The organism is Mesorhizobium sp. M0663, assembly GCF_040320585.1.
GTDB lineage: Bacteria > Pseudomonadota > Alphaproteobacteria > Rhizobiales > Rhizobiaceae > Mesorhizobium.
Window position 1 is genome coordinate 17,136 of sequence record NZ_JAMYPX010000019.1, and the last position, 14,012, is coordinate 31,147.

Annotated in this window: 11 protein-coding genes; 8 read left to right on the forward strand and 3 right to left on the reverse strand. The window is 63.2% G+C overall.

Going from position 1 to position 14,012, the window contains the following annotated elements; genetic code table 11:
- The first annotated feature begins 4 nt into the window (after positions 1-4).
- From NKI54_RS25520 to NKI54_RS25530, 3 genes are read left to right on the forward strand one after another with little or no spacing between them, the layout of a single operon-like run.
- Positions 5-601: a dimethylamine monooxygenase subunit DmmA family protein gene (locus tag NKI54_RS25520; RefSeq protein ID WP_352634386.1), complete on the forward strand. Its 597-nt coding sequence runs from the start codon at positions 5-7 to the stop codon at positions 599-601.
- Positions 598-1,563 carry a PDR/VanB family oxidoreductase gene (locus NKI54_RS25525; RefSeq protein ID WP_352692627.1) on the forward strand — a complete coding sequence of 322 codons (966 nt, stop codon included), beginning with the start codon at positions 598-600 and terminating at the stop codon, positions 1,561-1,563. The genes NKI54_RS25520 and NKI54_RS25525 overlap by 4 nt, the downstream gene beginning before the upstream one ends.
- Positions 1,564-1,572: 9 nt before the next feature.
- Positions 1,573-2,613, forward strand: a complete 1,041-nt coding sequence (locus NKI54_RS25530) for a heme-dependent oxidative N-demethylase family protein (RefSeq protein ID WP_352590195.1) — start codon at positions 1,573-1,575, stop codon at positions 2,611-2,613.
- 467 nt (positions 2,614-3,080) lie between these two features.
- On the opposite strand, the gene NKI54_RS25535 is transcribed toward NKI54_RS25530, so the two are convergent.
- The gene (locus NKI54_RS25535) at positions 3,081-3,800 is read right to left on the reverse strand and encodes a helix-turn-helix domain-containing protein (protein ID WP_352452528.1); all 720 of its coding nucleotides are present in this window, start codon (positions 3,798-3,800) and stop codon (positions 3,081-3,083) included.
- A 259-nt stretch (positions 3,801-4,059) separates the two neighbouring features.
- On the opposite strand from NKI54_RS25535, the gene NKI54_RS25540 reads away from it, so the two are divergent.
- On the forward strand, positions 4,060-5,418 hold the full coding sequence (locus NKI54_RS25540; protein ID WP_352692628.1) for a trimethylamine monooxygenase: 1,359 nt from the start codon (positions 4,060-4,062) through the stop codon (positions 5,416-5,418).
- Positions 5,419-5,444: 26 nt separating this feature from the next.
- Here NKI54_RS25540 and NKI54_RS25545 read toward each other — a convergent pair whose 3' ends face one another.
- On the reverse strand, positions 5,445-5,624 hold the full coding sequence (locus tag NKI54_RS25545) for a hypothetical protein (protein WP_352692629.1): 180 nt from the start codon (positions 5,622-5,624) through the stop codon (positions 5,445-5,447).
- 465 nt (positions 5,625-6,089) lie between these two features.
- Here NKI54_RS25545 and NKI54_RS25550 point away from each other — a divergent pair, with 465 nt between their 5' ends.
- The 4 genes from NKI54_RS25550 to NKI54_RS25565 all read left to right on the forward strand — a co-directional run bounded on the left by NKI54_RS25550 (position 6,090) and on the right by NKI54_RS25565 (position 9,229).
- Positions 6,090-6,689 carry an OsmC family protein gene (locus tag NKI54_RS25550; protein ID WP_023674002.1) on the forward strand — a complete coding sequence of 200 codons (600 nt, stop codon included), beginning with the start codon at positions 6,090-6,092 and terminating at the stop codon, positions 6,687-6,689.
- A 44-nt stretch (positions 6,690-6,733) separates the two neighbouring features.
- Positions 6,734-8,020: an NAD(P)-binding domain-containing protein gene (locus NKI54_RS25555; RefSeq protein ID WP_352692630.1), complete on the forward strand. Its 1,287-nt coding sequence runs from the start codon at positions 6,734-6,736 to the stop codon at positions 8,018-8,020.
- 124 nt (positions 8,021-8,144) lie between these two features.
- Positions 8,145-8,402, forward strand: a complete 258-nt coding sequence (locus NKI54_RS25560) for a YjiS-like domain-containing protein (protein WP_198023510.1) — start codon at positions 8,145-8,147, stop codon at positions 8,400-8,402.
- A complete protein-coding gene (locus tag NKI54_RS25565) occupies positions 8,399-9,229 on the forward strand; it encodes an alpha/beta fold hydrolase (protein ID WP_352692631.1) in 831 nt (276 codons plus the stop codon). Before NKI54_RS25560 ends, NKI54_RS25565 begins: the two co-directional genes overlap by 4 nt.
- Before the next feature lie 63 nt (positions 9,230-9,292).
- On the opposite strand, the gene NKI54_RS25570 is transcribed toward NKI54_RS25565, so the two are convergent.
- Positions 9,293-14,011: an alpha/beta fold hydrolase gene (locus NKI54_RS25570; RefSeq protein ID WP_352692632.1), complete on the reverse strand. Its 4,719-nt coding sequence runs from the start codon at positions 14,009-14,011 to the stop codon at positions 9,293-9,295.
- Position 14,012: the final 1 nt, after the last annotated feature.

The window sequence follows — 14,012 nt, forward strand, 5'->3', positions numbered from 1 at the left end:
GGGTATGGCAGCGAAAAGCATCATCAGCCGGCCGGTCTATGGGACCCTGTCTCCGCAGCCCGGCAAGCATCATCTTTTCATAGCGGATGCAGAAGGAGCGCTGGCCATTGCCGATCTGGCCGCCAAGGCACCGGCGGATTTCTTCGGCGGCGCCCGCATCATCTTCATTCCCGGCCGCGACGGAAAATACGCCGATGCGGTCGAAGCCCTGAAGCCGGCACAGTTCTACCTCGGTCATTCCTTTGCCAGCGCCCTGCCGCGGCTGAAGCAGATGCTGGCCAACGCGCATATGGGCCTCAGGCTCTATCTCGCCGGCACCGAGGGGCTGATCGGCCAGGCCATGCAGGCGGCGCTCGAAGCCGGCATCGACCACACCTCGGTTCAGACCGAGCATCGCGGCTCGCTGGCGCGCCGCATGCAGTGCGTCCATTGCAAGGGCATCACCGAGAACGTGACGACGCAGCCGGCAACCTGTTCGCATTGCGGCCTGCTGCTTCTGGTGCGCGACCACTATTCGCGGCGCCTCGCCGCCTTCCAGGGCGTCTGCATCAACGCCGAGGACCGCAGCGAAATTCCTCCGATCGAGGAGGTCTTTCGATGAGCGCCGGCACAACTAAGCTCGATGTCGTCGTCAGCGATGTCGTCCCGGTCAACGAGCTGGTGACGCGCTTTCATTTCCGCCGGCGCGACGGCGAGCTTTTGCCGACCTTCTCCGGCGGCGCCCATGTCGTCGTCGAGATGCGCGATGGCGAACGCACCAGGCTCAATCCCTATTCGCTGATGGGCTCGCCGCTAGACACCCGCGAATACACCATCTCGGTGCGCCGCGACGACGCCGGCCGCGGCGGCTCGTTGTTCATGCACAGGCAGGTCAGGCCGGGCACGGAGATGGTGGTCAGCTATCCCGTCAACCTGTTCTCGCTCGATCTGCGCGCCAGGAAGCATCTGATGCTGGCCGGCGGCATCGGCATCACCCCGTTCATGGCGCAGACCGCGCAGCTGGCGGCGGAAGGCGGCAATTTCGAATTGCATTACACCTGCCGCACCGCCTCGCTCGGCACCTATGCCGACCTGCTGAGAGAGCGCTACGATCACCGGGTCAGGCTCTATCACGACGACCGCGACGAGCGCGTCGATCTCGACCGGCTGTTGTCATCGCAGCCGCTCGGCACGCATCTCTATGTCTGCGGCCCGTCGGGCATGATTGGCTGGGTGCGCGAGCGTGCCGCGGCGCTCGGCTGGCCTCCGGAGACCGTGCATTTCGAGCATTTCGCGGCGCCGCAGCCCGGCGCCCCCTTCGACGTGACGCTGGCGCTCAGCGGCAAGACCATCCGTGTCGACGAGCAGCAGAGCCTGCTCGAGGCGATCGAGGCGGCCGGCGTCGATCCGCCCTATCTCTGCCGCGGCGGCGTCTGTGGCCAGTGCGAGACCAACGTCATTTCGCATGACGGCAAATTCATCCACAGCGACCACTGGCTGAGCGAGGAAGACCACCGTTCGGGCTGCAAGATCATGCCCTGCGTCTCGCGCTTCGAGGGCAGGTCGCTGGTGCTGGAAAGATAGGAGGCGAGCTTGGGCATCACCTTTCGCAAGGAAACGTTCCGCGACGACTTCACCTTCAGGAACAGCCCCGAGCACATCAGGCGGTTCCCGTTCCCGTTCCATGAAGACAGCTACATGTATGCCGTCAACATCGAGCCGCATGTCGTCGGGCCGAAGGGCAGCGTGCTGGAGAATTTGATCGACGTCGACGAGCACTATGTCGCCGAGATGCAGGACCGCGCTTTGGTGCTGGCCGAGGATCCGCTGCGCTGCCAGTCGCTGCCGCACATGACGCTGGCCGGCTGGGATCTGCTCGAGCTTTTGATGGAGCAGCAGGCGCTGGGCTATCCCGAGCATTTCACGCTGACGCGCGACGGCGACCGCTGGCGCTGGATCAACCGGCCGCTTGGCATCGACGACAGCTTCACCTTTGGCGATGTCTCGACGCTGCCCTATGGGCCGATGGAATACATCACCCGCCAGAGCCAGGGCGATTTCTGCATTCTCGACCAGCGCGACGGCAACCTGTGGATGGATGCCGGCATGGTCACCACCCAGGCAGACTGGTCGCTCGATTTCGACATCGGCATGAACTTCTTCGAATGGCACGCGCCGGTGCCGCTGGCGCATGAGAAGGGCATATTCGTCCGGGCGCTGAAATTCCTCACCAACATCCAGCAGGGCAAACCGGCACGCCGGCTGAACTGGACGATGACCATCAATCCGCGCCTCGATACCAGCCCGGAAAATTACCACAAATGGGGTCCGGACCGCGCCACGGTGACGCCGGAAAACGTCGGCGACAAGGTTCATCTGCGCGTCGAGCTGCAGAGCTTCTGGCGGCTGCCGCGCTCGAATGCGATCGTCTTCCCGATCCGCTGCTACCTGATCAAGATGGACGAGCTGGTGACGCAGCCGAAATGGGCACGGCGCCTGCACCGCGTCATCCGCGACCTGCCCGAGGAACTCGCCAACTACAAGGGCCTGACGCGTTACCGTGCGACGCTGGTCGAGTGGCTGTCGAAGTTGGATGACGGCAGTGCGACGTCGCCGGGGTTTGGGCCGGATTGAGGTTCTGTTTGCGAGGTTCGCGCTGCCCGTCAAGCTGCCAATCTCCCCCCAAGAGGGGGAGATGCCCGGCAGGGCAGAGGGGGGCGCCGTAGAGCGCCGGCCTTTAGCCCCCTTGCGACCAATCGAGGACGAGCTTGCCCTGCAGTTCAACGTAGCAGCGCGTGGAGGTTACGGCATGGATCCTAGGGTCTCCGCTACGTCGCTTCGCTCCTGCTCCGCCCTAGGATGACGAAGTGAGGGACGCTTCAGCTAACCTCGAAACTTGCGAATTGCCGTCGGCCACCAACCTCTAAGCCGCGATGCAACTGCCAATCTCCGACATCCGCGATTAGCCTTGGACCCCACGCCTTCGTCATCCTAGGGCGAAGCAGGAGCGAAGCGACGTAGCGGAGACCCTAGGATCCATGCCGTTACCGTGGCCGTGGAGTGCAGCGATCCAGGATTGCTTGTGCGCCCTCATCTCCGGCTCACCCCGCGCTCTGCGGGTAGCAGATGATCGACAGATAGCGCATCGGCAGAACGCTCAGCACTTCCGGTCCGTGCGGCGCGTCGGCGTCGAAGAACAGGCTGTCGCCGGGCTTCATCGGGTAAAGATTGCTGCCGTGCCGGTAAACCACCTCGCCCTCGAGCATATAGAGGAATTCCATGCCCTCGTGCTGGAAGGTCGGGAACACGTCGGAATCCTCGGTCAGCGTGATCAGATAGGGTTCGACGACGACGCCGCTGGTGTTGGAGCCGATATGGCCGAGCAGATTGTACTGGTGGCCGGCGCGCGTGCCGCGGCGTTCGACGTCGAGGCCTTCGCCGGCCTTGACGAAGACGGCGCTGCGCTCTTCCTCGAAGCGGCGGAAGAAGGCGGTGACGGGAACGCCGAGCGCCCGTGACAGCGCCTGCAACGTGGTCAGCGATGGCGAGGTGATGCCGTTCTCGATCTTCGACAGCATGCCAAGCGAAATGTCGGTGGCGGCAGCCAGATCGGCCACCGTAATGCCGAGCTTCTTGCGGAAGGCCCGCACCTCGCGGCCGATGGCGACCTCCAGGACCTTTTCGCGGGTGTCGCGAATGGCGTGCGGGTTCTGGGTGAGCGGCGCGCGTATCTTGCGCGGATCGATTGCAGCGACCGACGGCTTGGCTTTGGCGGCGACGACGGCCGCAGCGGGCTTTAGACTGGATGCTTTTTTCGCCATGTTGCCACCCCGGACCTTGCCGATTCATTTCACTCACGGTGAACATATTCGGTGCCGATACAGAAGCGCAACTGCCACGGCAAGCCACCCGTGTCGAATTGCGCAATGTCCGGATTTCGCCCGAGCTACTGCGTCGCTTGGAAATCCAGCTGGGCGAAACGCGGTTTCGCGACAAGCCCTGTTGACAGCATCGAAGGGGCAATTACTGTCCTGTCAGTGAAATTTGTTTCGTTAGGGAAATGAGATCGGGAGGCCCGCAATGAAAGATCGTGTTGCCGTCATCGGAGCCGGGCCGTCCGGCATGGCCCAGCTCAGGGCCTTCAAGTCGGCCGCCGACAAGGGCGCCGATATTCCCGAAATCGTCTGCTTCGAAAAGCAGTCCGACTGGGGCGGCCTGTGGAACTACACCTGGCGCACCGGCCTCGACGAGCACGGCGACCCGGTGCACGGCTCGATGTACCGCTATCTCTGGTCGAACGGCCCGAAGGAATGTCTCGAATTCGCCGACTACACCTTCGAGGAGCATTTCGGCCGGCCGATCGGCTCCTATCCGCCGCGCGCCGTGCTGTGGGACTACATCAAGGGCCGCGTCGAAAAATCCGGCGTGCGCCAATGGGTGCGCTTCAACAGCCCGGTGCGCATGGTCACCTTTTCCGAAACGACAAAAAAATTCACGGTCACCGCGCATGACCGCACCAGCGACGTCACCTACTCGGAAGAGTTCGACAATGTCGTCGTCGCTTCGGGGCATTTCTCCGTGCCCAACGTTCCCTATTTCGAGGGCTTTTCGACCTTCAACGGCCGTATCCTGCACAGCCACGATTTCCGCGACGCGATGGAATTCAAGGGCAAGGACATATTGATCATCGGCCGCTCCTATTCAGCCGAGGACATCGGCTCGCAATGCTACAAATACGGCGCCAGATCGATCACCTCCAGCTACCGCTCGAAGCCGATGGGCTTCAAATGGCCGGAGAACTGGAAGGAAGTGCCGCTGCTGCAGAGGGTCGTCGGCAAGACGGCGCATTTCAAGGACGGCAGCACCAAAGACGTCGACGCCATCATCCTGTGCACCGGCTACCTCCATTCCTTCCCGTTCCTCACCGAGGATTTGAAGCTGAAGACCGCCAACCGTATGTGGCCGGACGGGCTCTACGAGGGCGTCGTCTGGGAGAAAAACCCGAAGCTGTCCTATATCGGCATGCAGGACCAGTTCTACACCTTCAACATGTTCGACGCGCAGGCCTGGTTCGCCCGCGACGTGATCATGGGCCGCATCAAGCTGCCGTCGGCCGAAGCGATGGCCGAGCACGGCCGGAAATGGCGGGCACGCGAGGAAACGCTGGAAGACGCCGAGCAGATGATCTGGTTCCAGGGCGACTACACCAGGGAGCTGATGGAGCAGACCGACTATCCCGGCTTCGATGTCGAGGCCGTCAATCAGACCTTCATGGAATGGGAGCACCATAAGGCGCAAGACATTATGGGCTTCCGCGACCATGCCTATCGCTCGCTGATGACCGGCACGATGGCGCCGCTGCACCATACGCCCTGGCTGCAGGCGATGGACGATTCGATGGAGAGCTATCTCGAGGTGAAGGGCGTCGCGGCGGAGTAAGCAGTCCGAACGGCGATTGACTTGCCTCAGACAACTTCCCGCGCCGGGCCGGCTGCCAGCGCCAGGGAATTTGCGACGTGCTCGAGGTGCTCCTCGCTCAGGATGCTGGTCGCGACGCGGACAGCGTTCGTTTTTCCCGTCGAAAACTTCGCCCCGGCATGGACCGCGATGCCGTGTGCGGCCAGCTGGGCGTCGACCGAAAACATTATCCCGACAAGTGTTGTCGACGGGGGCCGATCGGCACTCCCGCCGCAACAAGCCTCATGTGGTTTTCTCGCGGCCGGGCCGATTTAGGGTGCTCGCGTATGTGTGAATCTTCGCGATATGGGCGAGCACCTCGGCCTTGCTTGGCCCGCGAGCTATGACAGCCCAGTCGGTTGAGGACGGGCGGGTATCCTTTCCAAATGAACGAGACATGGTCTGATCTCCTGTGGTTTCGGTTGCGAAGCGTTCTCGGCGCTTACGGGAGATCGCACCGCGCGAGGAAGCAAAGCGTTTGAAGGCCCGCCGTTTCGCTGATTGCGGATCCGGCGCTGTTCACGACTGGTTGACGCAAAAAAACCTCTCGTTTTCCCACTGTTGTTCCCACTGCACGTCAAACGCTGCCGGCCGAGGTTTAGCCGTCCGGGGCGATCCCGGTCGCGCAACATCCGAACCCAGGAGTGAATGACATGCAGGACGATACAATGGTCATGGAAAAGGCTTCCGTTAAGAAGGCGTCGCGGGAGCCGAGGAACGGCGTCAATACGCCCACCCTTCTGGCCACCATCAATGCCGTCGCGGGCCAGCCGGAGCTTGCCAAGTTCCAGTTCCGGGCCAAGAGCCGCTGGATCACCGGCACGCACAGCCGCAGCACGATGGCCAACTTCTTCGGCGCCGGCGCCGAGCAGCCGCATGTGACGGCATACCAGGCCGACAGCGATCATCCGGCGGTCCTGTGCGGCGAAGACAACGGCCCGACGCCGGTCGAATACCTCCTCCACGCGCTTGCTTCCTGCCTCACCGCCGGCATCGCGAACATCGCGGCCGCGCGCGGCGTGACGCTGCATGAGGTGGAATCGACCGTCGAAGGCGACATCGACCTTCGCGGCATCCTCGGCATCTCTAACGAAGTCCGCAACGGCTACCAGGGCATCCGTATCTCCTTCAAGATCAAGGGCGATGCTTCGGCTGAGAAGCTCGAGGAAATCGTAATGCAGTCGCGCGCCCGTTCCGCGGTGTTCGACGTGCTGACCAACGGCGTGCCGGTCTCGGTTGCCGTGAAAGGCTGACTTCGGTCCGCAAGAGCAATATCGCCGGCCTCGTCCTGAAAAGGATGGCGCCGGCGATCTGTTGCCCCTGCTTACAAGGCGCGGATTCCATGCAGCATACAGACGTAGCCATTATCGGCGCCGGACAGGCGGGTTTAGCCATGAGCCGGTGCCTGTCCGAGCGCGGGGTCTACCACGTCGTGCTGGAGCGCGGCCGCATCGCTGAGCGCTGGCGCAGCGAACGGTGGGATTCGCTGCGCCTGCTGACGCCTAACTGGATGACACGCCTGCCCGGCGGCGGTTATCGCGGAGCCAATCCCGACGGCTTCATGACAATGGCCGAGACGGTGGGGTTCCTAGAGGATTACGCGTGCTCGATCACCGCACCGGTGGAGGACGGCGTGGAGGTGCTTTCGACCGAAAGGGTCGACGGAGGCTTCCGGCTGCTGACCGATCGCGGCCAATGGAGCGTACGTGCGGTCGTGGTCGCGACCGGATACAGCAACAGGCCACGCATTCCGCCAATCGCAAAGCAGATCTCCTCTCGTATCAGGCAAATCGTGCCGCGGGACTATCGCAATCCTCAGCAACTGCCCCAGGGTGGCGTTCTCGTGGCCGGGGCCTCGGCGACCGGCATACAACTTGCGGAGGAGATCAATCGCTCCGGGCGCCCGGTGACCCTGTCGGTCGGCAGTCATACACGCCTACCGAGGCTTTACCGCGGGCACGACATCCTGTGGTGGCTCGACCGGCTGGGAATGCTTGCCAAGCCTGTCGCTGAAATTCCGGATCTCACCGCGGCACGGCGGCAGCCCTCCCTGCAGCTGATAGGCACACCCGAGCGCAGGACGCTCGACCTTGCCGGTCTTCGGGAGCAAGGCGTTCGTCTTGTCGGTCGAGCGGCTGCCGCCTGCGATACACGCATTCGGTTCAACGGCGATCTCGCCGAAACGACCATGGCGGCGGAACGCAGGCTGAGGCGCGTGCTGGCCAATATAGACCGCGCGGCCGCCGGCGATGGCCTCTACTCGATCGATCCCGGTTCCATTCCGAGCCTGATTCTGAGCGCCGAACCGACCGAAATCGACCTCATCGACCAGGGTATCCAGACGATCATATGGGCTACCGGCTATCGCCGGGAATACCCATGGCTGAAGCTGGATGTGTTCGACGCCCGGGGCGAAATCCTGAACGATGGCGGCGTCTGCGCGTATCCGGGACTCTACGTGCTCGGCCTCAATTTCATGCGCCATCGAAGCTCCAGCTTCCTCGACGGCGTCGGCCGCGATGCGGAGGCGCTGGCGGCTCACCTGGCAATGTTTCTCGACGTCTCCCGCCGAGCAGCGGCCTGACCGCCGAATACAACGCTAGCGCGGCAAAAATCGACGTTGCCTTCAACGATGAAGCTCACGGCGGACAACGACAAGGGCTCCACTGGCGCCGTAGTCAGCGCCCGCAACCATGGAGAAAATCAAAATGAGTGAAATGGTGAACCCATCCCTGTGCCTCACCAGAACGCGAGGTTTGCGCTGGGCTGGCGGAACAATGTTGGCCGCAGTCTGGCGTTTCATTCGTATCCAACGGGACCGTAGACAGCTTTATGAGTTGCCGGACTACATCTTGCGCGACATCGGCATCACCCGCTTCGAGATCAACTGGATCACTTCGTTTGCCGGGCGTGATCCCAGCCGCCGCACGCGTTTTTTGAGGGCGGAGGAGGGCGGGGCTCGATGATTGCCGCATCGACGTCCCACGTCACGCATAGGGCGTGTCAGGCACCGCTTGTCATCGCCCTGCACTGCTCAGGCGGCAGCGGACGGCAATGGCGCAGCCTGGCGGAGCGGCTCGATGACAGCTACCGGCTCATCGCACCCGATCTGATCGGGGCGCCGGGCGGCGGCACCTGGACTGGTACCGGCGCTTTCCGTCTGGCCGACGAAGCCGCCGGGATCCTGGAGATGATCGACCACCATGACGGGCCTGCGCATCTTGTTGGCCATTCCTATGGTGGTGGATTGGCCCTGCATATAGCAGCGATGCGTCCAGACCGGCTGGCCAGCCTCTCCCTTTATGAGCCGTCTGCCTTTCACCTGCTGCGCGAGCTGGACTGTGAGGGCCACAAGGCGCTCGGCGAAGTCTTGGCGATCGCAGGCACCGTCCATGACGGCCTGATCAACGGCAGTTACCTGACCGCGACAGCTCATTTCATCGACTACTGGGGTGGGGCCGGCATCTTCGCGGCGATGAAGCCGGAACTTCAGGCCGCACTCGTGCGGTTTCTGCCGAAGGCCAGCCTGGACTTCCACGCATTGATCCATGAATCGACGCCAGCAAGCGAATATGCCCGATTTGGCTTTCCGGTCTTGGTATTGCGCGGCGAATTTGCACCAGTTCCGACGCAGCTCATTGCTCGGGAACTCGTTTCCCGCGTTCCGGCCGCGATCGGGGCGATTGTTCCTGGCGCCGGACATATGGGACCGCTGACCCACGCAGACGTGGTGGCGGATCGTTTGGTCCGGCAGATATCGTTCCATGACACCGCGGGGTCGCGAGCTGCGTGATCGCGGCTTGCTTGCCCTACAGGCAGCGCAAACCTTCGAAGCAGATCCCTGGATGCGGAGGGATCAAGCCGTAACCGCCATGGGAACGCGATCGGGCAGGACACTTCCGGCCGGCTCCTCCATGCCGGAGAAATCCTCCCGCATCTGCATTTCTCTGTAGAGCTTGGCCGCTTCCGCGAGAGTGGCATCCACGCCAGCGATTTTGCCGCGCCGCTTCGCGAGCCCGAGAGCTAGCAAGGAGCGGGCAAGCTCTGGCCGTAGCTCAACCCGCCTGGCAAGGCTGCAGGCCTGTTCGAGCCAACTAATGGCCGATCTGGAAGATTTCAGCTCGGCAAGGCCGCGCAGTACGATGATCTCGCTCCACGGATCGCCGCGTCCCCGCGCAAGCTCGAGCGCATGGCCGAGATTGGCCGCAGCTTCCGGCTCATACAGGCGCGCACGCACGCATGCGAGCACCGCGCGCGCGTGACATTCGAACTGGGCAAGATCGAGCCGCTCAGCCTCGGTCACCGCCATTTCCAAGGTGGCGCCCGCGTCGTGGTTGCGGCCGAGCAGGAATTCCGCATGCCCGAGCACGGTCAACAGCCATGGCCGGAGTAGGATAGATGCGCTGGTAGCGGCTTCGGAGGACCACAATTGCAGCGCCTCGACAAGCGCCGGCTCGGGGCCGCGCAGGACGCCCACCACACCGGTGAAATAGGCGGCCGCGCAGCTGTCGATCGGGCGCGCCACTTCGGCGGCGACCTTCTGCAGTTCGGCAAGCGAACGTTCCGCATCGTCGAACCGGCCAAGCCGCGCTTCCGCCTGCGCGCGGTGCCCCAGGTACCAAACCGCACGCGCACCGAGCTGTCCGAAACGCTCCAGACGCCAAGCTTTGGTGAACCTCTCCTCATGCGGAACAAGCCGCTCCAGCACCTGCCGCGCCTCGCTGCGGATCAGAAGCGCCTGTGAGGCGGCCAGGTCCGACTCGCTTATGCAGCGCTGCACGCCATTTGCCGTCGCGCCGCGCTTGAGTGTGTCGGCCGGTTCCAGCGCCTCCTCGTAGCGGCCGTGGGAGCTGTTGAGATAGCTCAAGTGGAGCAACACGTCGGAGATGAGTTGCGGATCGCCCAGTTCCACGGCCAGTTCGCGCGCTTCCAATAGCTGCGGCAGCGCCTTCCGATAGGCACCCAGGGCGCCGTAGGCGGGCCGCATCCGCACCCGCAGGTTGATCGCCTGGGCGAGAGTTTTCGGATTTCGGGGCAGCGCGGCGACTGCTTTGCGGGCGTTTTCGAGGAACTGGACCGCGGCGGAATAGGCCGAGCGTTCCTCAGCCCGACCCGCCGCTTGCAGCAGATAGTCCGCGGCCGGTTCCCATGCCTCGGCACGAAGCGCGTGTTCGGCCAGTTCCTCGATGTGGTGGTTCAGCGATCCGGCATAGAGTCTGTCCATCGCAACCAATGCAGCCCGATGCAGCCTTTTTCGGTCCTCCCCCAGCAGGGATTCGTAGGTCACCTTGAGCGTCAACGCGTGCTTGAACGTATACTCCACGTGAGGATAGCTCTGGACCTCGAACAGGAATTCCAAACTCTGCAGTTTGGCCAGGCATACCCCCAGCTCCGCCTCCGAGAGCGGCGAGAGTGCCCTCAGCAGGGGATACGGAACATTCTTGCCGATAACCGAAGCGAGTTGGAGTGCCTGCCTTTCCGAGTCACCCAGCTGCTGGATACGTGCGGCGATGAGCGATTGAACCGTCGACGGGATGGTGATGGAATCCACTGGCCTCTTGAGCTCGTAGCGGCCGGACTGGCCGGCAAGTGCACCGTCCGCAACCAGTCCGCGCACCATTTCTTCCAGGAATAGCGGCGTGCCCTCGGCCCGCTCGGCAAGCGATTGCCGCAGTTCCCCCAAGCTGGGATCGGATCCCAGCAATTCGGTGAGGAACTGCTCCATTTCGTCCCGCGCGAACCGCTCCAGCCTTATCTGCTGGAAATAGCCGCGGCGGTTCCATTCGTGCCGGTACTGCGGCCTGTAGGTGGCGAGCAGCATGATACGGTTGGCGCCCATGACCTCGACCAGCCTGTTCATTACGGCCTCGCTCTCGGCATCGATCCAGTGCAGATCCTCGATAAGCACGGCTACGGGCGAGGCCCGGCTCAAGGCAACGAGAAATGCGCTCATCGCCTCGGATACCCGTGAGGTCCGCTCCCGCGCATCGAGATGCCACCAGGAAGAATCGTCGACCGGCAGGTCCGCGAGGAAGGAAAGCGGCGCCGTATGACTTGGATCCAGGTCCAGTTCAGCCCGTTTGAAGGCAAACAGACGCTGGGCTTCCGCCAAGCCGTCTTCGCCACGAATGCCACAAGCCGAGAGCAGCAGCTTCTTTACAGCACCCAGAGTAACTGATGAATCAAACTCCAGACCGCCACATTCAAGCACAGTAAAACCGGCCACCTCGTCGAGGGAAAGAAATTCATGGGCAAGCCTCGACTTGCCCATGCCGGCGTCGGCGACGATCCCGGCGACCTGGCCGTGGCCCTCCCTGACCCGGCGCCAGGTTGCAAGAAGGATTTTCAGCTCGAGCTCGCGCGCCACCAGTCCTGTGAGGCCGCGGTTGGCCCTCAGGTGCCAGCGCGACAAAGCGTGATTTTCGCCCAACAGCTCGTAAATGCGTTCCTCGTGGCCAAGTTGCGGATGCTCCGAATGCGCTAAGCGGTGCATCTGCACATAGCCCCCGGCGGCTGCGCGCGCCCGGCCTGTCGCGGCGATCGTCGCACGGTGCAAGGCACGCATCAGCCGGTTGGCCGCACGCGGCGCGGCTCCGGCCAGTTCAACCTTGCTGGCTTTGGTGGTCCATTGCTGCCGCACGATCACCTCGCCGGTGTCTATTCCGGCCCTCAACTGGATCCCGCCCTGAGAAAGCTCCTCCACTGCCAGCTTGGCCGCAAGCGCGGCGCGGCATGCAAGATAAGCGTGATCCTCGGTGGCGCGAGCGAGACCGAATGCTGCGGTGATTGTCCCGTCAGCAGCCGACGTGACGACGCCGCCATGGCTCTCCACGACTTCTATCACCCGATCCTCGACGGGCTGGAATTCGCGGATCGCCACTTCCGGATCCTCCGTTTCGAGGAGATGCATGGGACTGACCACTTCCGCGGCCAGCACTGTTATGTATTGCCGAGAGCGGTTGATTCCCAAGGACGCCGGAGGGCCTGCCAGTTGCTGCGTCTGTTCGGGGTCGGCAAGGAAACGACGCGTTTCGTCGACGAAGGTCGCGAATGCCGGTTCGTGGCCAAGCAGCACGTGGTTGACGCTGTCTAGCGCAACGAAACGCGCGCCGGGGATTTTCCCAGCCATCGCCTGGCCATGATCGAACGGAATGACCGCGTCTCCCGTAGCATGCATCACCAGGGTCGGGACGCGGACCCGCGGTAACAGCTCGTCAACGTCAATGACGGCGCCTTCCTCGAAGATGCGATGGGCAATCTCCGGCGAGACGGTATTGCGTTGCAACTCGTTATACCAATTCCTCTGTTCCGGCCTTGCTTCCGGAATGAAGAGGGAGGTGAACATTTGCCGGAACACCGGGTCGTCTTGGCCCCAGCCTTCCTGAATCAGCGCTCCCATCGCTTCGCGGCGCGCTATTTCGCGCTGATTGCCCCGTTTGCGCCAACCTTTGGTGAATCCGCCATACAGCACCATCCCCGCCACGCGCTCTGGATGCCGGACGGCATAGGCTATCGAAACGGCGCACCCCTGGGAAATGCCAAGCAGGGAAACGCGGCGCAGACCAGCGGCATCGATGATGCTCTCCAGGTCGGCAACCATGGCCTCGAAGGACAGGTCGGCGGGATACCGGTCCGACAGGCCGTTGCCGCGCTGGTCGTAACGTATCAGCTGGTAGTGCGCGGAGAGGCCCTCGATCCAATGCTTCCACACCGGACTGTCCCATTCGAGCTCGAGATGGGACATCCAGTGGGCGGCCCTTACCAAAGGGGGGCCTTGACCACTCAAGGAATAGGCCAAGCGCGCGCCGTCGGGCGTCGTGCACCGGCGAATCTCCTGCGCAAGGATTCGCTCCGGCGGAGAGGCAAGCTGTATCTCCGACGCAGGCAAAACACGCGTCGGAAGGACGTTCTCATCGGCGGGAGCGACCCCGATGTCGCTACTCGAAGCGCGGCTCTGGACCATGGCGGATTGCCGTGCTGCCTCGCTCAGCCGGCGGATGTCCGCTCGAAGAGCCTCGTCCCCAGGCTCCAACCCGTCCAGGACATGCGCGTACGGAAGTGCCCGCGCCGGCTCAAGCCGGTCGACGAGCACCCGAAGGATGCGCAGATGCGTCACGTGCAGTTCGTCGGCGGTCGCAATGCGCCAGGCTTCGAATTCCGGACAGCGCGGCAGTGAAAGATCATCCAGGAAACGGCCGCGGAACGCTCCGGCGAGGGCCTCCAGTTTCTCCGGTTCGAGAGCCTCTATGTCACGACCGCCGAGGCCCCGGAGCGGCGCAATGTCCAGCACGACTTCGCTGGTGTTCAGGCGAACTGCGTTGCGGTCGGCTTGCAGGATCTCGCCGTTCCCGAGGTCGACGACCTGTCGGATCTTCGAGAGACTCCAGCGCAGGGCGCCGCGAGGATCGTCCGGTACCTCCCAGAACATCTCGCAAAGGCGCTCGCGCCGCTGCGGGCGCTCTACGAGCGCAAGATAGGCCAGTAGCGCCCGCGTCTTTTTCGAAGGCGGCAAGGAAACGACCTCGCCAAGGCGAAGGACGGTCAGATCTCCGAGAACGCGAATTTCGAGCGACACT

Bases quoted from the DNA above. Each gene is read 5' to 3' on its own strand.
- NKI54_RS25520 (WP_352634386.1), top strand. From the start codon at position 5: ATGGCAGCGAAAAGCATCATCAGCCGGCCGGTCTATGGGACCCTGTCT.
- NKI54_RS25525 (WP_352692627.1), top strand. From the start codon at position 598: ATGAGCGCCGGCACAACTAAGCTCGATGTCGTCGTCAGCGATGTCGTC.
- NKI54_RS25535 (WP_352452528.1), bottom strand. From the start codon at position 3,800: ATGGCGAAAAAAGCATCCAGTCTAAAGCCCGCTGCGGCCGTCGTCGCC.
- NKI54_RS25540 (WP_352692628.1), top strand. From the start codon at position 4,060: ATGAAAGATCGTGTTGCCGTCATCGGAGCCGGGCCGTCCGGCATGGCC.
- NKI54_RS25545 (WP_352692629.1), bottom strand. From the start codon at position 5,624: ATGTTTTCGGTCGACGCCCAGCTGGCCGCACACGGCATCGCGGTCCAT.
- NKI54_RS25550 (WP_023674002.1), top strand. From the start codon at position 6,090: ATGCAGGACGATACAATGGTCATGGAAAAGGCTTCCGTTAAGAAGGCG.
- NKI54_RS25555 (WP_352692630.1), top strand. From the start codon at position 6,734: ATGGCGCCGGCGATCTGTTGCCCCTGCTTACAAGGCGCGGATTCCATG.
- NKI54_RS25560 (WP_198023510.1), top strand. From the start codon at position 8,145: ATGAGTGAAATGGTGAACCCATCCCTGTGCCTCACCAGAACGCGAGGT.
- NKI54_RS25565 (WP_352692631.1), top strand. From the start codon at position 8,399: ATGATTGCCGCATCGACGTCCCACGTCACGCATAGGGCGTGTCAGGCA.